This is a genomic window from Paenibacillus abyssi (assembly GCF_014640295.1).
In the GTDB taxonomy this organism is placed as follows: Bacteria; Bacillota; Bacilli; order Paenibacillales; family Paenibacillaceae; genus Paenibacillus_D; species Paenibacillus_D abyssi.
The window spans coordinates 266,330-286,487 of sequence record NZ_BMGR01000002.1 but is presented as its reverse complement, the minus strand read 5'-3'; the positions used below and the strand labels follow the sequence as shown (position 1 = coordinate 286,487).

Annotated in this window: 15 protein-coding genes; 11 read left to right on the top strand and 4 right to left on the bottom strand. The window is 52.8% G+C overall.

From position 1 onward, the window contains the following. Positions 1 to 64: 64 nt before the first annotated feature. Positions 65 to 715 (top strand): urea amidolyase associated protein UAAP2, encoded by a 651-nt coding sequence (locus IEW11_RS03835; RefSeq protein WP_188529192.1) that lies wholly within the window; start codon positions 65 to 67, stop codon positions 713 to 715. A gap of 35 nt (positions 716 to 750) precedes the next feature. Then, complete coding sequence (gene uca, locus IEW11_RS03830) at positions 751 to 4,389, top strand: urea carboxylase (RefSeq protein WP_188529190.1); 3,639 nt, start codon at positions 751 to 753, stop codon at positions 4,387 to 4,389. A gap of 190 nt (positions 4,390 to 4,579) precedes the next feature. Here the strand turns inward: uca and fumC are convergent, their stop codons facing one another. Continuing rightward, positions 4,580 to 5,971, bottom strand: a complete 1,392-nt coding sequence (fumC, locus tag IEW11_RS03825) for a class II fumarate hydratase (protein WP_188529188.1) — start codon at positions 5,969 to 5,971, stop codon at positions 4,580 to 4,582. A 216-nt stretch (positions 5,972 to 6,187) separates the two neighbouring features. Between fumC and IEW11_RS03820 the strand changes: the two genes are divergently transcribed. The 4 genes from IEW11_RS03820 (at position 6,188) to IEW11_RS03805 (ending at position 11,373) form a co-directional block, all read left to right on the top strand. Further along, complete coding sequence (locus IEW11_RS03820) at positions 6,188 to 7,912, top strand: ABC transporter ATP-binding protein (protein WP_188529186.1); 1,725 nt, start codon at positions 6,188 to 6,190, stop codon at positions 7,910 to 7,912. Then, positions 7,912 to 9,693 carry an ABC transporter ATP-binding protein gene (locus tag IEW11_RS03815; RefSeq protein WP_188529184.1) on the top strand — a complete coding sequence of 594 codons (1,782 nt, stop codon included), beginning with the start codon at positions 7,912 to 7,914 and terminating at the stop codon, positions 9,691 to 9,693. The genes IEW11_RS03820 and IEW11_RS03815 overlap by 1 nt, the downstream gene beginning before the upstream one ends. A gap of 165 nt (positions 9,694 to 9,858) precedes the next feature. Next, positions 9,859 to 10,500, top strand: coding sequence for a metal-dependent hydrolase (locus IEW11_RS03810; RefSeq protein ID WP_188529182.1), 642 nt, complete (start codon positions 9,859 to 9,861; stop codon positions 10,498 to 10,500). A 339-nt stretch (positions 10,501 to 10,839) separates the two neighbouring features. After that, positions 10,840 to 11,373: a YceI family protein gene (locus IEW11_RS03805; RefSeq protein WP_188529180.1), complete on the top strand. Its 534-nt coding sequence runs from the start codon at positions 10,840 to 10,842 to the stop codon at positions 11,371 to 11,373. An 85-nt stretch (positions 11,374 to 11,458) separates the two neighbouring features. On the opposite strand, the gene add is transcribed toward IEW11_RS03805, so the two are convergent. Continuing rightward, entirely contained in the window at positions 11,459 to 12,502 is a 1,044-nt protein-coding gene (add, locus tag IEW11_RS03800) for an adenosine deaminase (RefSeq protein WP_188529178.1), read from the bottom strand. 178 nt (positions 12,503 to 12,680) lie between these two features. On the opposite strand from add, the gene IEW11_RS03795 reads away from it, so the two are divergent. The 4 genes from IEW11_RS03795 (at position 12,681) to IEW11_RS03780 (ending at position 17,495) form a co-directional block, all read left to right on the top strand. Continuing rightward, positions 12,681 to 14,294 (top strand): catalase, encoded by a 1,614-nt coding sequence (locus IEW11_RS03795; RefSeq protein WP_373289299.1) that lies wholly within the window; start codon positions 12,681 to 12,683, stop codon positions 14,292 to 14,294. A 155-nt stretch (positions 14,295 to 14,449) separates the two neighbouring features. Beyond that, entirely contained in the window at positions 14,450 to 15,214 is a 765-nt protein-coding gene (gene pdaA, locus IEW11_RS03790) for a delta-lactam-biosynthetic de-N-acetylase (RefSeq protein ID WP_188529498.1), read from the top strand. A gap of 199 nt (positions 15,215 to 15,413) precedes the next feature. Continuing rightward, the gene (locus IEW11_RS03785; protein WP_188529174.1) at positions 15,414 to 15,830 is read left to right on the top strand and encodes a hypothetical protein; all 417 of its coding nucleotides are present in this window, start codon (positions 15,414 to 15,416) and stop codon (positions 15,828 to 15,830) included. A gap of 252 nt (positions 15,831 to 16,082) precedes the next feature. Next, positions 16,083 to 17,495, top strand: a complete 1,413-nt coding sequence (locus IEW11_RS03780) for a HEAT repeat domain-containing protein (RefSeq protein WP_188529172.1) — start codon at positions 16,083 to 16,085, stop codon at positions 17,493 to 17,495. Between the two features lie 66 nt (positions 17,496 to 17,561). Here the strand turns inward: IEW11_RS03780 and IEW11_RS03775 are convergent, their stop codons facing one another. After that, the gene (locus tag IEW11_RS03775) at positions 17,562 to 18,494 is read right to left on the bottom strand and encodes a manganese-dependent inorganic pyrophosphatase (protein WP_188529170.1); all 933 of its coding nucleotides are present in this window, start codon (positions 18,492 to 18,494) and stop codon (positions 17,562 to 17,564) included. A gap of 141 nt (positions 18,495 to 18,635) precedes the next feature. Next, a complete protein-coding gene (locus tag IEW11_RS03770; RefSeq protein ID WP_188529168.1) occupies positions 18,636 to 19,481 on the bottom strand; it encodes an AraC family transcriptional regulator in 846 nt (281 codons plus the stop codon). A gap of 172 nt (positions 19,482 to 19,653) precedes the next feature. On the opposite strand from IEW11_RS03770, the gene IEW11_RS03765 reads away from it, so the two are divergent. After that, entirely contained in the window at positions 19,654 to 20,157 is a 504-nt protein-coding gene (locus IEW11_RS03765; protein WP_188529166.1) for a MarR family winged helix-turn-helix transcriptional regulator, read from the top strand. Position 20,158 lies beyond the last annotated feature (1 nt).

Below are 20,158 nucleotides of genomic sequence, written 5' to 3'. Positions count from 1 at the left end.
AGATTTAATGCATTTCTTTGGTATTGCTTAGTATTACTTTATATTACCTTGAGGAGGGTGCATGATGGCTGTATTTAATCGGATTGAAAGTCCCCGCAGTATAGAGGATGCCATATATGACGTGATCATTCCCGCAGGAGACGGCTGGATCTATGATCTGGAGCCGGGCCAGGTGCTTCGCATTATCGATGTCGAAGGCAACCAAGCCGCGGACACGCTGTTCTACGATGCGGACAATCCGGAAGACCACTATAGCGCAGTTGCAACGATCACCGGCCAAAGCAACATTTACCTGACAACCGGATCGGTGCTGCGGTCTGAGTCGGGCAAAGAGCTGCTGACCATTGTTGCCGATACATGCGGACGCCATGATACAGTGGGCGGATCCTGCTCGGCGCAAAGCAATACCGTGCGGTATTCGCATGACAAGCTGCATATGCACAACTGCCGCGACACGTTCATGCTGCAGCTGGCCAAGCGAGAGGGCGTTTATTCGAAAAGAGACTTGGCGCCCAACATTAACTTTTTCATGAATGTGCCGGTCACATCTGACGGGGGGTTAACGTTTGCCGATGGGGTATCCGCGCCAGGCTGTTATGTGGAGCTGCAGTCGAAAGCCCGCACAACGGTGCTGATCAGCAACTGCCCACAGCTGAACAATCCTTGTAACGCTTATAACCCGACACCGATCCGGCTGCTTATTTGGGAGAAATAGATTCCGGAGAGATCACGAGACGAGGAGAGATTCGTATGTTTAACAAAGTACTGATCGCTAACCGGGGCGCAATCGCCGTCCGTATCGAGCGTACGCTGCGCAAGCTCGGCATCGCATCTGTAGCAGTCTATACACAAGCCGACCAAGACAGCCTCCATGTGGACCATGCGGATGAAGCGGTCCTGATCGGTGACGGCCCTGCTAAAGAAAGCTATCTCAATGCGGAATTAATCCTTCGGACGGCGATTGAGACCGGGGCGCAAGCGATTCATCCCGGTTACGGCTTCTTGAGCGAGAATGCGGATTTCGCGCGCGCCTGCCGCGAGAGCGGCATTGTGTTCATCGGGCCAACGCCGGAGCAGATGGAAATGTTCGGCTTGAAGCATGCGGCAAGGGAGCTTGCAGAGAAAGCGGGCGTGCCTCTGCTGCCGGGAACGGCTCTGATTACCGAGCTTGAGGAGGCCTTTAACGAGGCAGCCGCGATCGGCTATCCCGTCATTCTGAAAAGCACGGCAGGAGGCGGCGGCATCGGCATGCGTGTCTGTGAAGACGAGCGCACGCTGCGTTCCGCCTATGACGGCGTACGCCATCTTGCCGAGACGAACTTCAAGAACGGCAGTCTGTTCCTAGAGAAATACATCGCAAAGGCGCGCCATGTCGAGGTGCAGATCTTTGGTAACGGATATGGTGAAGTGGTTGCTTTAGGAGAGCGGGATTGTTCGATCCAACGCCGCAATCAGAAGGTCATTGAAGAGAGCCCTGCGCCTAACCTGCCCGCTGAAGTGCGTGCGGAAATGCTGGAATCCGCGAAGCGGCTGGCTGCCGAGGCGGGCTACCGCAGCGCGGGCACGGTGGAATATTTGTATGACCCGGAATCCTGCGCATTTTATTTTCTGGAGGTCAATACGAGACTTCAAGTCGAGCACGGTGTAACCGAAGAGGTGCTGGGCATTGATCTCGTGGAATGGATGGTGCGCGAAGCGGCGGGTGAACTGCGCGGACTGGACGCGCTTGTGCGGGAGCCGAAGGGGCACAGCATCCAAGCGCGCATCTATGCGGAGGACTGCCTGCAGAACTTCCGTCCGAGCGCGGGGCAGCTGGACCGCGCGGTATTCTCGGATCAGGCGCGAATCGAAACCTGGGTGCGGGACGGCATTACGGTAACGACGCTCTATGATCCGATGCTCGCAAAAATTATCGTGCATGCGGACAACCGAACCGATGCCATAGATCAATTGATTCATGCGCTTGAGCAGACGCGTTTGTACGGGATTACAACGAACCTGCACTATTTGCAGGCGCTGCTTGATGGAGAGAATTGCCGGGAAGGCAATGTATATACGCAATTGTTAAACGGCTTCGAACCTGCTGAGCATGCGCTGGAGGTGCTTGACGGCGGCGTGCAGACAACGGTACAGGACTGGCCCGGCCGAATCGGACATTGGGATGTGGGCGTTCCGCCGTGCGGCCCGATGGATCCGCTGGCGTTCCGGACGGGCAACAAGCTGCTTGGCAACGAAGACAGCGCATCCGGCCTTGAGCTGACATTGCGCGGCGGCTCCTACCGTCTTCGCGATGATATGTGGATCTGCATCACCGGCGCGGATATGCAGGCCGCACTGGATGATGTCTTGGTCGACCGGTATACGCCGATCTTCGCAAGCAGGGGCCAGGTATTGAGCTTCGGCGAAGCGAAGGAAGGGATGCGCGCTTACCTGCTTGTGGCAGGCGGATTTGACATGCCGCATATTCTTGGGAGCTCGGCTACCTTTACGCTGGGCGGATTTGGCGGCCATGGCGGGCGTGCGCTGCGGACCGGTGATGTGCTTGCGGTAAACAAAGGGCGGGTTGCTCCCGGCGTGACCGGGCTGGCACAGGCACAGAGACCCGCAATGTCCCGTACATGGACAATCGGCGTCATTCCAGGCCCGCATTGTACAGAGGAGTTTTTACAGCCGGACTATTTAACCCAACTGACGGATACGAGCTGGGAAGTGCATTACAACAGCTCGCGTACGGGCGTTCGCTTGATTGGCCCTGCACCGCACTGGACGCGTGAGGATGGCGGGGAAGCGGGTTTGCATCCTTCAAATATCCATGACAATGCTTATGCCATCGGCACGCTTGACCTGACAGGAGATATGCCGATTCTGCTTGGACCGGACGGTCCGAGCCTGGGCGGATTCGTATGCCCGGTAACAACGGCATCTGCGGAGTTTTGGAAGCTCGGCCAGCTGCATTCCGGCGATACGGTGCGCTTCCAGCTGCTTACTCTGCAGGAAGCGGACGAATTGCGCCGTATGCAGGAACAATTTCTTTCCTCGCTTGGCGAAGCCGGGCAAGCGGAGCATGCAGCGATGCAGCTTCCGTCATCGGATACGAAGCTGACACCGGATTATCCTTTGCTCGTTCGAGAGGAGCATAATCGCAGATTTCCAATTACAATACGGTGCAGCGGAGATGAAAATTTATTGGTGGAGTACGGCGCCATGGAGCTGGACCTGCTTCTTCGCTTTCAGGTCCAAGCGCTCATGCAAGCGATTGAGGAGAAGGGTGACATTCCTGTCCTGGATTTAACGCCAGGTATCCGCTCTCTGCAGGTCCATATTGATCGAACGCAAATTGCGATGCAGGAGGCATGCCGGAGAATTCTGGCATTGGACAGCCAATTGCCGCCTTTGGAATCCATCCGGGTGCCTTCAAGGGTTGTCCGTCTGCCGCTGTCATGGGACGATCCGGCGACACAGCTAGCCATCGAGCGCTATCAGCAGAATGTCCGCCCAGACGCCCCGTGGTGCCCGAGCAATCTGGAGTTTATTAGAAGGGTCAACGGGCTGAGCAGTATTGATGACGTGCAGCAGATCGTATTCAATGCCAGCTACCTGGTGCTTGGCTTGGGCGATGTATATCTGGGTGCTCCTGTGGCGACTCCGATTGATCCAAGGCACCGGCTGGTGACGACAAAATACAATCCTGCCCGCACATGGACACCTGAGAATGCGGTCGGCATTGGCGGTGCCTATATGTGCATCTATGGAATGGAAGGGCCAGGCGGGTACCAGTTTGTCGGCCGCACGATCCAGATGTGGAATCGGCTGCGTTCGACGGAGAGTTTCAAACCCGGCCAACCATGGCTACTGCGCTTTTTCGACCAAATTCAGTTTTATCCGGTGGATGCGGACGAGCTGCTGAAGCTGCGCGAAGATTTCCTTAGGGGCCGATTCGAGGCCGATATTACGGAAACGACCTTCGACCTGGGCGAGTATTTGCAATTCCTTGCATCCATTGAAGACAGCGCGGAGGACTTCCGAAACCAGCAGCAGGAGGCATTCCGGGCTGAGCGGGATAGCTGGAAAAAGCTTGGGCTTGCCGAGTATGTATCGGAGCATGAAGCCGGAAAAGCGGCAGAAGAGGATGAACTGCCTGAGGGCGTGGATGCTGTGCGCTGTTCCATGCCGGGCAGCGTATGGAAAGTGCTTGTAAGCCCGGGTCAACAGGTGAAGAAGGGTGAGCCGCTTATTATTGTGGAGAGCATGAAGATGGAATTTTCAGAGCCGGCCCCATGCGAAGGCATCGTTGCTTCGGTGTATGTAAAACCAGGGGATGGCGTACACACAAGCCAGTTGATCGTCGGCATTACGAAATCACAAGAAAGGGAATTGTCACGCGTATGAGAACCGTCCATTATCCGAGAACCTTGCTGACAAAGCTCTGAAGTGACTTCTCATACAAGAAGCGAGAAGATCGCCTTACCCGGCCTGCTTGGCCGGGTGGTTGGCGATCTTCTTTCTGTTCTAACATACCCCGCCCCAAACAAGTTCCAATTCTCATCACTCGGGTTTATCGACAAGCTCTTATAGAGGGTTAGGATTCCTGCGGGAGAACCATCTGCTCCGGCCGCACGACCCGGTCGAACTGCTCCTCCGTCAGCAGACCGCTCTTAAGCGCAGCTTCCTTCAGCGTTATACCTTCCTTGTGGGCCGTTTTTGCAACTGCGGCGGCATTCTCATAGCCGATATGAGGATTTAATGCGGTCACAAGCATCAGGGAACGGTTCAGATTGTCCTGAATAACGGACAAATTCGGCTCAATGCCAACCGCACAGTTGTCATTGAAGGAATGAATCGCATCAGCGAGCAGCCTTGCCGAGTGCAGGAAGTTGTAGATGATGACGGGTTTGAACACATTCAGCTCAAAATTGCCCTGACTGGCGGCAAAGCCAATCGCCGCGTCATTGCCCATCACCTGACAGACCACCATCGTCAGTGCCTCGCTTTGCGTCGGGTTGACCTTGCCCGGCATGATCGAGCTGCCCGGTTCATTGGCCGGAATGGTGAGCTCGCCGATCCCGCAGCGCGGACCGCTGGCAAGCCAGCGGACGTCGTTGGCAATTTTCATCAGGTCTGCTGCGAGCGCTTTGAGTGCTCCATGCACGTATACGAGCTCATCATGGCTGGTCAGGGCGTGAAATTTGTTGGCGGCGGAGGTGAAGGGCTTTCCGGTCTGCGCAGTGATTTCTTCTGCGATCATCTCACCGAACCGCGGAGGGGCATTGATGCCTGTTCCGACAGCTGTTCCGCCGATGGCAAGCTCTCTTAATGCGTCCGAGCTGCTGCGAATCATCGTCTCCGTCTTCTCCAGCATCCGGTGCCAGCCGCTGATCTCCTGGCCCAGCGTTAACGGAGTGGCATCCTGCAGATGCGTTCTGCCGATCTTGATGATATCTTGAAAATGACTGCTCTTCTCCAGCAGCGTGCTCTTCAATACGGCTATCGCAGGGAGGAGCTGGTCTTCAACTGCGGTCAGGGCAGCCATGTGCATCGCCGTTGGAAACGTGTCGTTGGAGCTTTGCGATTTGTTTACATCGTCATTGGGGTGGACCCGCTCCTGGCTCCCCTGCTCTTCCAGCAGATGATTGGCACGCGAAGCGACCACCTCGTTGACATTCATATTCGATTGGGTGCCGCTTCCCGTTTGCCATACGACGAGCGGGAAGTGCGCATTCCATTTTCCGGTCATGATCTCGTCGCAGGCCTTGACGATGGCGCCTGTCTTGTCTTCACTGAGCTTTCCGAGCTTTTGATTCACAATAGCTGCGCTGCGTTTAAGCAGGGCGAACATGCGGATGACGGAGATTGGCATCCGGTCCTCGCCGATTCGGAAGTTTTCCAAGCTCCGCTGCGTTTGCGCGGCCCACAATTTATCTGCCGGTACCTTTATTTCGCCAAGCGTGTCTTTTTCGATCCGATAATCCATGACTCATTCCTCCTTTTCAGACCTTAATTATGCTTATGATAAGAGATTACCCTAACTTGCGGCGGGCACCCCATGTATTGAATTTTTTCCCTGTGAGCATGGGTTAAATTTCCCCGAAAGCATTCGTTTCATACGGAGTCATCTTCCATCATTTGGTATAAAGGTTTATACTTAAGCGTGGAGATTGCAATCATGCCACTATTCGGAGGCTTATTCATGCTAAAAGTATTTTCTTATCTCAAGTCCTATAAGCTGTCAATTGTAATAGCGCTTTCACTGATGCTGACTGAACTGGTCGTGGAGCTGTGGCATCCGCTTTTAATGGCTCATATCATTGATGATGGAATTATCGGGGAAGATCTTTCTGCCGTGCTGCGGTGGGGTGGTATCATGGTTGTGCTGGCGCTGATCGGATTTGCCGCAGGGATCGTCAACTCCTTTTTTGCCGCGCATGTTAGCCAGAGCTTTGGTTTTGACCTTCGCAAACATGTGTTCGGGAAGATCCAGACGTTTTCATTCGCTAACTTCAATAAATTTCCGGCTTCCACGCTTATTACGAGATTAACAAGCGACGTCAACCAGCTTCAGAACATTATCTTTATGGGCCTGCGCATCTTGATGAGAGCTCCATTGCTTATGCTTGGCGGGTTGGTCATGGCTTTGATTGTCAATGCGAAGCTGGCACTGGTATTGGTGCTGGTGACGCCGGTTTTGCTTGTATTTTTGCTGTGGATCATGAACAAAGGCTTCACCTTGTTCCGCCTCGTACAGGAGAGGCTGGATACAACTAACGGAGTACTTCGGGAAAGCCTGATCGGAATGAGGCTTATTAAGGCGTTTGTGCGTTTCGGGCATGAGGTCAGGCGATTTACAAAGGCTAACGACGATCTGATGGACCGCATGATCGCCGCCCTGCGGCTTGTCGAGCTGACGCTGCCTTTGCTGCTGCTTGTGATGAATTTAAGCATTTTATATATTCTATGGTCTGGCAATAGGGCGATCGGTTCAGACAGTGCGGAAGTTGGCGAGATCGTCGCGATCGTCAATTATACGCTGAGGATTACGGGGGCGTTCTCCGTTGTTTCATTAATCTTGACCAGCGTCTCCAGAGCCAAGGCTTCCGGCCAACGGCTCGCGGCCGTACTGGATACGAAGGTGGATATCGTCGACTCGGACGAAGTTAACGGGGACCTTTGCGTGAAAACAGGCAAATTATCATTTGAGAACGTATCGTTCTGCTATCCGGATACAGATACGCCTGTTCTGGGATCCGTCTCTTTTACGGTACAGCCAGGTGAGACATTGGCGATTATGGGGGCCACCGGCGCAGGAAAATCAACGCTGTTCCAGCTCATCCCCCGGCTATATGATGTGAACGGCGGTACTATTAAGCTGGATGATGCGGATATTCGTTATTTCCCGCTGGAGTCGCTGCGCATGGGTATCGGATTCGTGCCTCAGGAAGCGCTGCTGTTCACAGGTACAGTGCGAGAAAACATTCGCTGGGGAAATGAACGGGCTTCGGAGGACGAAATGATCGAGGCCGCAAGGCGTGCGCAAATCCACGAGACGATTATGAAGCTGCCGAAGCAGTACGATACGGTGATCGGGCAGAAGGGGGTCAACCTCTCGGGCGGACAAAAGCAGCGTCTCTCCGTGGCAAGGGCACTCATCCGTAAGCCGAATTTGCTTCTGCTTGACGATAGCACAAGCGCTCTGGATGCGAAGACGGAAGCAAACCTGCTGGCTGCGCTGAAAGAGCACCAATGCACGACCTTAATTATTACGCAAAAGATCAGCACCGCGATGGAGGCGGACAAAATCATTCTGCTGGAAGAGGGGCGTGTGCTGGCGGAGGGCGGCCATGAGCAGCTGCTGCACAGCTCCCCGCTGTACAGGCAGATTGTACAATCGCAGCTAGGAGAGGGGGTGGCTATCTGATGCGGGGATCAAAGGGAAAATCCTCGGTCAAGGATTGGAAGCGGACGCTCGTTAAACTGTGGGCTTATTTATCAGTTCACAAACGGCTGCTTACAGCCGTGCTCGTTATGGTGGTCATCAGCTCATCGTTGGGGCTGCTGGGGCCTTATTTGTTAGGCCGCGCCATTGATGTCTATTTAGTCCCCCGCAACAGCAGTGGGCTGCTCTCTTTTATTTTTCTTATTGCCGGGAGCTATCTGCTGTACTCGTTATCGACGTGGCTGCAGAGCTACTGGATGATCGGGGTGGCTCAGCGGACGGTAGCGACGATGCGGGAGGATCTGTTCCGTCAATTGCACAAGCTGCCGATCTCCTATTTCACCAAACGGCAGCATGGCGAGCTGATGAGCCGGCTGACCAATGATATGGACAATGTGAGCCAGACGCTGAACAGCTCATTCATTCAATTGTTCTCCAGTGTGCTGACATTTATCGGGATGCTGGCGATGATGATATGGCTCAGCCCTTGGTTGACGCTGATTACGCTATCGATCGTACCGCTCATGTACTTCGGCATGAAGTGGATTACCGCACGTACCGGCCGGTTCTTTAAGGAGCAGCAGCGGAATCTGGGCGATCTGAACGGCTTTGTCGAGGAGACGTTGTCCGGACAGCGGGTCGTGAAGACGTTCTCTCAGGAGAAGCGCGTGATTGCTGAATTCGAAGCCAAGAACGAGCGGCTCAAGACGGCCGGATATTGGGCGCAAACGTATACCGGATTTATTCCCAAGCTTATGAATGTGCTGAATAACATGTGCTTTGCCGTGATTGCAGGGGCAGGCGGGATCCTGGCGCTCAATGACATGGTGTCGATCGGCGTCATTGTTACCTTCTCCGAATATGCCAGACAATTCACACGCCCGCTCAATGACCTGGCGAACCAGTTCAATACGTTTCTATCCGCCGTTGCAGGTGCGGAGCGGGTATTCGAAGTGCTGGAGGAAGAGGAAGAGGCGGGGGATGAACAGCGCGCTGTCGAGCTGAAAACGGTAAAAGGGGAGATCGAGTTCTCGGGCGTCTTTTTCTCCTATGAACAGGATGTCCAGACGCTCTCCGGCATTGATCTGCGCGTGTCTCCGGGTCAGACGCTGGCGCTTGTCGGGCCGACCGGAGCAGGCAAATCTACGGTTGTCCAGCTGTTGTCGCGCTTCTACGAGCCGAGCGGCGGCCAGATTCGGGTTGATGGACAGGACATTTGCCGGATCAAACGGCACAGCCTCCGCCAGCATATGGGGTTTGTGCTGCAGGATACCTTTCTTTTTCAGGATACGATCCGGGAAAACATCCGGTACGGCAAGCTGGAGGCTTCGGACGAGGAAGTGGAACAAGCGGCCCGATTGGCCAACGCACATGCCTTTATTATGAAGCTGCCTAAACAGTACGACACCGTCCTTAGCCAGGACGGCGGCGGTATCAGCCAAGGGCAGAAGCAGCTTCTGTCAATCGCACGCGCGATTCTGGCGGACCCTTCCATTCTGATTCTCGATGAGGCGACGAGCAGTATCGATACGATTACTGAGATTAAAATTCAGGAGGCGCTGTACCGCTTGATGAAAGGCCGGACGAATATCGTTATTGCCCACCGGCTCAACACGATCCGGAGAGCTGACCAGATTATCGTGCTGGAGGACGGCAAAATCATTGAGCGCGGCACGCATGAATCGCTGCTTAGGCAGCGGGGCTTCTACCACGGATTGTATGATTCCAAGAGCAGCCGCAGCAAGAAAGGGCAGTTAGGTTAACGGAGCTCCTGCCGACTATTTTTGTTCCTTAAGCTTCTCCGAGGTTGTAAGCCGGGAATTAAATCAGTATAATAACAATGGCAAACATATGTTTGCTTTCCTGCTATTGCCTGATATGATTCCCAGTCACTCTCACTTACTACTTTAACAGTCATCGGAGGAGCTATGAAAGGTTCTACACATTTCGCCATTGGCGTTATCATCGGAGGAGCAGCAGCAGCCGTTTATCCATTCAGCCTCACGAATGCGGCCATGTATATGTCGGTAGCAGGCTTTTCTGCTCTGGCTGCGGATCTGGATGGCCCAAGCCTGCTAAGCAGCGGATTAGGAAAGGTTTCCAAGCTGCTTCGGGAGCTGGGGTTATGGATAGGCATCCTTATGCTTGCAAGTATCGGTTATTTTTATTTTACAGAGGGCAATGTATACCCTGAGCTCACAAGCATCGCAGTCATGATCGCGATCCTGGGCATGGTGACGAAAGAAGGCGTCGTCCGCAATGCGCTGGTCAGCGTGATCGGCATCGGTTTCCTATACACGGGACTGCAGTCGGGACTGAACTGGTTGATGGGCTTTGGGCTGTTTGTCGCTTGGGTCCCTTGGTTAAAGCACAGAGGAATGTCCCACACGATCTGGGCGGTTATATTATGGGGGGCCATCGGAGCGGGATTGGAGAATCATCTGCGAATCGAGGGGATTATGATGGTCGCAACCGCCGGTTACGCATCGCATCTCCTTGCCGATACCTTAACGCCAAGCGGGATCAAATGGTTCTACCCCTTGTATAAAAAGTCGATCAAGTTAAACTAATATCCCTTTCGCATGGTTTATTCTGTATTGGCATCCAACCGGGCAGCCACAGGAGAGCATCATGCACAATATGATGCTCGCTTGCCAGGAAATTCACAACTTCCGCTCCAGGCGGTATTACGGCAAATTACTGGCGGACCCTGATGAGGTGCTGCGATGGAAACCAAATTAAACGGGCTTTTATCCATAGTCGGTTGGAATCGGGACGTTGTCCGGATTTCGATCGATTTTTTATTTTTAGGTAAGTATTGACAAAGTAGAATAAACCTATTACACTATGTTTGTAACTATATAAATTAAAGAACATAATATTAAGTTAGTTAATGGGAGGACTTTATAATGTCTAAAGCAAAATGGGTAGTAGACCCAAGCCACAGCAGTGTTGATTTCACAATCAAACACATGATGATCGCAAAAGTAAAAGGTACGTTCCACAATTTCGAAGCAGAAATCGATGCAGATCCAACTGATCTGACAACTGCTGACATTTCGTTCAGCATTGATCTTGCAAGTGTTGACACGCGTAACAACGATCGTGACGGACATCTGAGATCCGCTGATTTCTTTGATGTAGAGAACAAACCAAAAATGACATTCAAATCCACCAGCATCTCCAAAAAAGGTGATGGCGAATATACCGTAACCGGCGATTTGAACCTGAACGGCGTTACGCGTTCCGAGTCGTTCTCTGTTTCCTTTGAAGGAGCAGGCAAAGACCCATGGGGTAATGAAAAAGTTGGATTCAGCGGTAACGGCGCGATCAAACGCAGCGATTACGGCTTGACATACAACGCTGTATTGGAAACTGGCGGCGTATTGATCGGAGACGAAGTAAAAGTGTCCATCGAGATCGAAGCATCCAAACAAGCCTAAGGCTTTAACATAAAATAAGCCGATGAGATCTATCCGCCACAAGCGGACTTATCTCATCGGCTTATTTTTTTCTTCATCTGCCGTATTAGATCTCCAATTCAGCGAATTTGCGCTGAAACTCTTGTCTCATTGCCTGTTTTCTCTGCTCATCGAGCAGGGCCGCATCCACTCCGTTTAGGATGATCGCAGCAATTTCCTGCAATGTGAAATTGAATTTCTCCATTAACACATGGTATTCCTTCGTAATCGTCGTACCGGATACTGTAGGGTTATCCGTATTCACGGTGATCAGATACCCTTGATCGTAATAATCCCGGATCGGGTAAGCGTCCCAGCTGCTGACCGCTTTCGTCTGGATATTGCTGATCGGACACATCTCCAGCACGATCCCTTGCCGGCGCACCAGCTCCATAACCTCAGCGCTTTCTCTCATGCGGACGCCATGGCCGATCCGAGTCGCTCCCAGTTTTGTTATGGCTTCTTGAATGTTGCCCGGTCCTGCTGCTTCACCCGCATGAATCGTGACCGGGATGCCCCGCTCCTGAGCCAATTCGAACACTTGGCGGAAAAGCTCTGCCGGATAATTGGCTTCATCCCCGGCCAGATCGACTGCAGCCAATCCCTTGCCTGTGAATTGCGATGCAGCTTCAATGACCTCCAGGTTTTCCTGGATGCCCTGATGCCGCATGCAGATGGCGATCGCTTGGGCAATGACACCGAAATCTTTTTCTCCCCGCTGCAGCCCTTTAATAACATGGGCAATGACCTCTGATGCGGATAAGCCGCCGATCCGATGCAGCTGGGGTCCAAACCGAACCTCAACGTATTTGCAATTCTGCTCCGCGCATTGCTCCACGACTTCATAAGCGACACGTTCAAGCGCTTCGGGCGTCTGCAGCAATGGCAGCACAAAATCGAATTTGCTCAAATACGTGACCAAGCTGTCACAATCGTCATCAACCTGCATATACGGCAGCAGTCCCTCCGGATCGGCGGCAGGCAGGGAGACGCCTTGCTCATTGGCAAGCTCCAGCAGCGTCCCCGGTTTGACGCAGCCGTCCAGATGCAGGTGAAGATCAACCTTCGGCAGCTGCAGCAGCAGCGCCTCCTCATTTCGATTTAAAGACATATCCGCGAATCACTCCTCTGTCCAGGTGGCATCTAACCTAACCTTCATGCCTGTTGTGATAAAGATAGCCTGCCGGGTACCCCGTGTCAATCATGGTGGAGGTATATCTTTCCTTCATTTTGTGGATATTACCATCGAGAATATTTCTAACGAGGTGACAGCGATGAAAGATGAAAAGATGAATCAGGTGTCTCAGGATGGCCGGGGCGTGAATGATAAGCGGATGACGCAGGGGGAACAGGCGGATACGCTGACGAACCGGCAGGGACATCCGGTTACAGACAACCAGAACCTTAGAACTGTAGGCAACCGGGGACCTTCGGTACTGGAGAATTATGATTTTCTGGAGAAAATTACTCATTTTGACAGAGAGCGGATTCCCGAACGGGTTGTTCATGCCCGCGGTGCCGGCGCTCATGGTTATTTCGAAGCGTATGGCAAGGTTGGAAATGATCCGGTGTCAAAGTATACACGTGCCAAGCTGTTCCAGGAAGCAGGCAAACGAACGCCGGTATTTACCCGTTTTTCTTCGGTTATTCACGGCAGCCATTCGCCGGAGACGCTGCGGGATCCGCGCGGTTTTGCCACTAAATTTTACACTGAGGATGGCAACTGGGATCTGGTAGGCAACAATCTGAAGATATTCTTCATCCGAGACGCATTGAAATTTCCGGATTTGATTCATGCCTTTAAGCCCGATCCGGTCACGAATATCCAAGATCCTGAGCGGATCTTTGATTTTGTCTCAAGCTCACCGGAAACGACGCATATGATCACGTTTTTGTTCTCCCCGTGGGGCATTCCGGCGAGCTACCGGCAAATGCAGGGCTCGGGCGTGAATACATACAAGTGGGTGAACCAGGACGGCGCGGCGGTATTGGTGAAGTATCACTGGCAGCCGAAGCAGGGCGTGAAGAATCTGACGCAGAAGGAAGCGGAAGAAGTTCAGGGCAAAAACTTCAACCATGCAACCCAGGATTTGTATGAAGCGATCGAGCGGGGAGAATATCCGGAATGGGAGTTGTGCGTCCAGATGATGAGCGATGATGACCATCCCGAGCTGGATTTTGATCCGCTGGACGCGACGAAGCTGTGGCCGGAGGAGCAGTTCCCATTTCTGCCTGTCGGCAAAATGGTGCTGAACCGCAATCCGCAAAATTATTATGCCGAGGTGGAGCAGGCGGCGTTCGGAACGGGTGTATTGGTAGACGGCTTGGATTTCTCCGATGACAAGCTGCTGCAGGGGCGTACTTTCTCCTATTCCGATACCCAGCGCTACCGCGTAGGGCCGAACTACCTGCAGCTGCCGATTAACGCTCCGCACAAACATGTGGCGACGAACCAGGAAGGCGGACAAATGCTGTACCAGGTAGACCGCATCAATGCGCACATCAACTACGAGCCTTCCACGATCGGCGGCCTGAGGGAAGCGAGCAATCCGGGCGTCGAGCATACGCCGCATGTAGAAGGAAATATCGTGCGGCAGTCGATCGACCGGACCAATGATTTCAAACAAGCCGGCGGCCGTTACCGCGCGCTGGAAGGCTGGGAGCGCGATGAGCTCATCTCCAACCTCGTCGGCGCACTGAGCCAGTGCCGCAAGCAAATCCAGGATATTATGATCGAGCGGTTCACCCAGTGCGATCCCGACTACGGGAAGCGGGTGGCGGAAGGCCTGAAAACGGCGGGAAGCAACGAAAATGGCCGGATCGGCAATCCGATCGGGTTCGACCGGGCAGGGGCTGCTGTGCGTGAGGCACAGCAGCAGGGGCATGAGTCCGAGCCTTATTGAGGCGAAACGGAAACAGAGAGGACAGGAAGCCAGCCTTATTACCTCGATCGCGATCTGGGTGATCGGGCAAATCTCATACAATGGATGATTTCGAGCTTCTTGTGGGATATTACCCTTGATAGAACTGTTTAGGGGTGATAGGTTTGAAACGATTTATGGGCAGTCTGCTCATTTTGACACTCGCAGCATTATTGCTATTCGCGGGTGTTGCCGTTGCCGGGGATACCCCGTTTCATTTCGGCTTCAAGAAAAGCCGCAACGGCGCGCCGGCGTCCATCGATGAGGAAGGCTTCAAATCGATTCTTGAGAAGCACGGCGGTATTTTCAAGGAGAGCACGGAACGGAAAGTGCTGTATCTAACCTTTGATAACGGCTATGAGAACGGATATACGACGCTGATTCTGGATGTGCTGCAGGAGCGGCAGGTACCGGCGACCTTTTTTGTAACCGGGCATTATATTAAGGACCAGCCTGAGCTGCTGCGGCGGATGACGCGCGAAGGGCATCTGATCGGCAACCATTCGTGGAGCCATCCGGATATGACGACGATTTCGAACGAACAAATCAAAGTGGAGCTCGACAAGGTAAAACAGGCGGTTACCCAGGTAACCGGCCAGCAGACGATGCCCTTCCTGCGCCCGCCGCGCGGCATTTTCAGCGAGCGTACATTAGCGGCCAGCCATGAGCTGGGCTATACGAACGTGTTCTGGTCGATCGCATACAAGGATTGGGAAACAAGCAGCCAGAAGGGCTGGAAGTATGCCTATGATAACGTCATTACCCAGTTGCATCCCGGCGCGGTGATCCTGCTTCATTCCGTGTCCAAGGACAATGCGGAGGCGCTGGGGCATATCATCGAGGAAGCCCGGAGGCAGGGTTACGAGTTCAAAAGCTTGACGCAATTCGGGAAAGCGCAATAAGACGCGGGTAGAGTGCGCGCCGGCGGAAAGCTGCAATAAGAGGCGTGAACGATGCGGGTTGGAAGGCTGCTTCCGCCGTCACATTTCAGTGACAGGCGGAGGCGGTCTTTTTTTTGCAGCGGTGGAAGAAGGAATACGCGCAGAGGAGAAGGAATGGATACAAGTCTAATCCATACTCGGTGCGGGGAGGGGCTTACTCTTGGCGAAGGAAAAGGAGCGGCAAAAGCTGGCAGAGGAGAATCTGCACAGGAGAAGGGAAAAAAAGGGGAAGCTGCTGCTGCTGACGATTGCAGGGGCGCTTCTTGCCGTTCAATTGGTTTCCATATTTATTTCGGGGCAAATGGTTTCGTTTGCGCTGCATTTAATATTGATCATCCTGATGCACCAAGGCTACGCATGGGCCAAGTATGTGCTTGCTTCCCTTATGGTGCTGTCGGTGTGGGTAGGCGTCCTTGGATTAACGGGCTATCTCCCTCTGTCGATGCCTTATCCAGCCGCGTCTTATGCGATTCTTGCCTTCTATGCGGCCATAGCCGCTGTACTGTTTTTTTCCAAAAGCGTATCGGCATATATGCGGTCGAAGCGAAATAAGACGAAGGAAGGCGCCCGCGCATAAAGCGGGCGTTTTTGTGCGCTTGGATAGTACTCTCTCCAAGCTTATTCATCCCGAAAGGACGCTGTCTCTCGATAGAGGGTGTCAGCCGTTTCTTCCTGCGGGAAGAGGCAGGCTGCCGGTGAGTATGCGTTCTTAATTTTGTGCAAACGTAGATTAGCATCGTGTATGTTGAAGAAAGCGCTTCTTTCATATAATGAGAACACAACACGTCATCATCACTTACCATCAATTACGAGGAGGCAAGGATAGACAATGCGTCAAAACGAGCCAATTTTGTTAACAGATGAACAGATGAGGACCTTCACTACACAGGGATTTCTGATTCTGAATACGGATTTTTCGGAAGAATTCCACCGCCAGCTCGTAGACCAGCTGAATGAGGTATACGAAAAGGAGGGCAATCCCGGCAACAATCTGCTGCCGCGCATTCGCGAGATCCAGCAAGTGTTCGACCATCCGGCGATAACCGGAGCGCTGACGAGCGTGCTCGGGCCCAACTATATGCTGCATGCGCACCGGCATGGACATTACAATGCGTCGCCCAAAGCGGGCGCCTGGCATAAAGACAGCTATTGGGGGTACAAGCGGATGCGCAATCATCACCCGTGGTGGGCGATGATCATGTATTTTCCGCAGGATACGCCTGTGGAGCTGGGGCCGACAGGGGTTTATCCGGGTACGCAAAATTATGAAACGCGCGTTTTCGAAGCCGAAGATCCGCAGGAGGAAGCGCTGGCCAGCGGCAAGGCGGGCACTTTTGCGCTCATTCATTATGATATCTGGCACCGTTCCACCCCGAATGTGCTGGGGCAGCACCGGTATATGCTGAAGTTTGAATTTATGCGCACCGAAGCGCCGCAATCGCCTTCCTGGAACATCCGGGAGCCGGAGTGGAAGCTGCCGGTCACGTGCAATACGCCGATTGCGCAGCATCCAATCCAGTGGGAGGAAACCTGGAACTGGCTGAGCGGCAAGCTTGGCAGTATCGCAGGGACGGCGCCGGCGGATCAGGAGAAGATCGCGGCGCTTGCAAGCGGCATGGCCGACTCCTTCGAGCCTTCCGCCCAGAATGCCGCGTATGAACTGGCGGCAATGGGAGCGCAGGGGGTAGAAGCGCTGCTGCAGGGACTTCATAGTGAGAACAAAGCTGTCTCGCGAGTGGCGGCTTACGGTTTATCGGTCAGCGGTGCGGATGCGGTAGCGGGCTTGGCCGCTGCGCTGGACAGTGAACGAGAGAAGACGGTTGTTCACGCCGTGTTTGCGCTGGGAGAGCTGCGACAGCTGGCAGCGGTGGCGGTGCCGAGACTTGTACAACTGCTTGACCATTCCTCTGCGGTGATCCGCCAAGCGGTTACAGAGTCGCTCTCCATGATTGCCACACCTGCTGAAGAGGTGGTGTCCGGTCTGATCCGCTGCCTGCAGGATGAGGATACACAGGTGCGGTTTATGGCAGGGCTCTCCTTGGCCCGCATGGGGGCTGCAGCCGATGCAGCTGTGCCGCAGCTGGAAGCGGCGCTGGAGGATGAGAACCGTTACGTGCGCGCGCATGCTGCCGAAGCACTGCATTATATCGGTACGGCGCGTGCCAAGGATGTGCTTATCGAGCACTTGCTCCGTACCCGCTGGTGTCCGACCACCACACCTGACAATGCTTTTTATCCATAATGTAAATAAAACCAGGCTGCCGGGGCAGCCTGGTTGCTGTATTTCATCCTAGCTATTCATGATGAATTACATTTTGCTCAGTGTTTCCGTCAATACAGGCACGATCTGCGATTTACGCGATACAACGCCTTTGAGGATCGCTTTGTTATCAGCGAGCTTCACGTTATAAGCTTGCTCTACCGCATTGGCAGCGCGACCCAGCGACAATGCAACGGAATCGTTGTTAAGAATATCAGTTACAACAAGCAAGAACAGATCCAGCCCTTTTTCAGAAATAATTGTAGAAAGTGCTGCCTCCAATTCTGCTTGACGGGAGATGACGTCGTTGGTATCCACCGCGTTTACTTGCGCGATTTCAACCTTGTAATTGCCCATTTGGAATTCTTTTGCATCCAGTGAGATCAATTGTGCGATGGTTTTGTCGCTCAGGTCCGCACCGGCTTTCAGCATCTCGAGGCCGTAAGTTTCGGCATTCACGCCTGCGATTTCAGCCAATTCGCGTGCTGCAGCTACGTCTTGTTCTGTGCAGGTAGGCGATTTGAACAGCAGGGAGTCGGAGATGATCGCGGAGAGCATCAATCCTGCAATGTTCTTTTCAATCGTTACGCCATTTTCTTTGTACATTTTATTAAGTATCGTTGCCGTGCAGCCAACTGGCTCCGCACGATAGTACAGCGGATGGGCAGTTTCAAAATTAGCGATCCGGTGGTGGTCGATAACTTCCAGCACGCGAACTTGATCGATATCCGATGCGCTTTGTTGGCGTTCATTGTGGTCAACCAGGATGACATTGTTTACTTCATTGGCAACTGTCTCAACCAAGCGGGGAGCTTCCACATTGAACTGGTTCAACGCGTACTGCGTCTCGCCGTTAACTTCGCCTAAACGGACAGCCTCAACGTTTGCGCCCAGCTTTGTTTTAAGGTCAGCATACACAATTGCGGAAGTGATTGTGTCGGTGTCGGGGTTTTTGTGCCCGAAAATCAGTGTTTTTTCCATCGTATTAACTCCTTAGTGTTTTTTTATTAGCGAGAAATTCGCCAGCAGATTTATATCCCTCTCCAGATTATATCGCTTAATGTGTCATATTCCAATCTCTTTACAGAGAATATTGAAACAGAATATCGAACATGCCGCTCCTTACCTCCGGAGCCCGCCAGCCTTGGGTACCATTTCCCGGTACGCGGTCGGCGAGAAGCCGGTATGTTCCTTGAACATACGCGAGAAATAGGGAAGCTCCATGCCTAAGGCGTCAGCGATAGCTGACATATTTAAATCCGTCATAATTACCAGGTGTTTGGCTTTTTCGAGCCGCATCCGGTTGATATATTGAATCGGGGAATATCCTGTAAATCCCTTGAACACCTGGATGAAATAATTAGGGTGAAAATGTGCAATTTGTGCAAGCTCATCAACCGATACATTATCGGATAAATGAGTCTCGATATAATGTAACACATGGCTCATTTTCTCAAAGGAGGCCGAGGCGGCCAGGTTGAATTTAACCGAAGCGCTCTCCTCCAGAAACACGGCGATCATGTCGAACAATATTGAATTGACGCGGAACTCGCTCGATAGTGAGTCGGTATTCGCATACCGGATCAACTGCTCGAACTTCTGTTTCATGCCATCGGGATCGGAGGGAACGACATGCACAGGCATCTCGATAAGCTGAAACAAGTTGAGCTCGCCGATCTTCGCCAAGAAATGGCACCAATATTTCCCGAACGTATGATCATTGATGGTGTCGTAGGATTGAAGCGCTCCAGATGGGATCAGATAAAGCTCGCCGGGCTTCGGATAATACTCCTTATCTTTGATCTTTAAGTATCCTTCACCCTCAATAATGTAATAGAACTTATTATAATCGGGAATAAAATTGAGATTCCGCCAGGTTGTTGGCACTTTGGTATAGGCCACCGACATGAGGTCAAGCTGGGCCTTGGCAACATACTTCCTCCAGAATGTGAAAGAATCGTCTTTCATTCTATTCTCCCCTCATTACAGTTACAGCTATTCTAACACAAGCCATGGATGAGCAGCATATCGCTTTTAGTTGACAGCGCATAGGCACGGTCATATAATTAGGTTGCCTAACTAATTAATTATGTTGAGTTTAAATTTGCAGACTAGAGAAGCGGCATATGAGGTGATGGGAATGGCCGATAAAGAACAGCAAGAGGATCATGATAAGCAAGAAGAGCAAGGAAAACATGAGCACACAACTGCTCAGCAGCTGCTGCAGTCGTTTGTGCAATTTCGCAAGGTTAACTGGCGGCAGCATACGATCGAAGGATGCAGGCACAGTGATATCATGCTGATGCTCATGATCAAGAGGAACAGGAAGCCTGACTCCTCCGGGATGATGGTGTCGGAGATCAGCAGCCGTCTTAAGGTGACGAAGCCGACGATTACGCAGCAGATCAAGAATCTGGAGGCGGAGGGCCTCGTTGGGCGGACGATTGATCCGGCGGACCGAAGGGTCTATCGCATCCATCTGACGGAGAAGGGCGAGCGGATTACCCAGAGGTTCGAGGATGAGATTCTCGACTCCTTTAACGGATTGATCGGGTACTTGGGGGAAGAGGACAGCAAGCAGCTTGTGGAGCTGTTGACGAGAGCCTATCAATATTTTAAAAAGCAGCATGAAGAGCAGGAGTAAA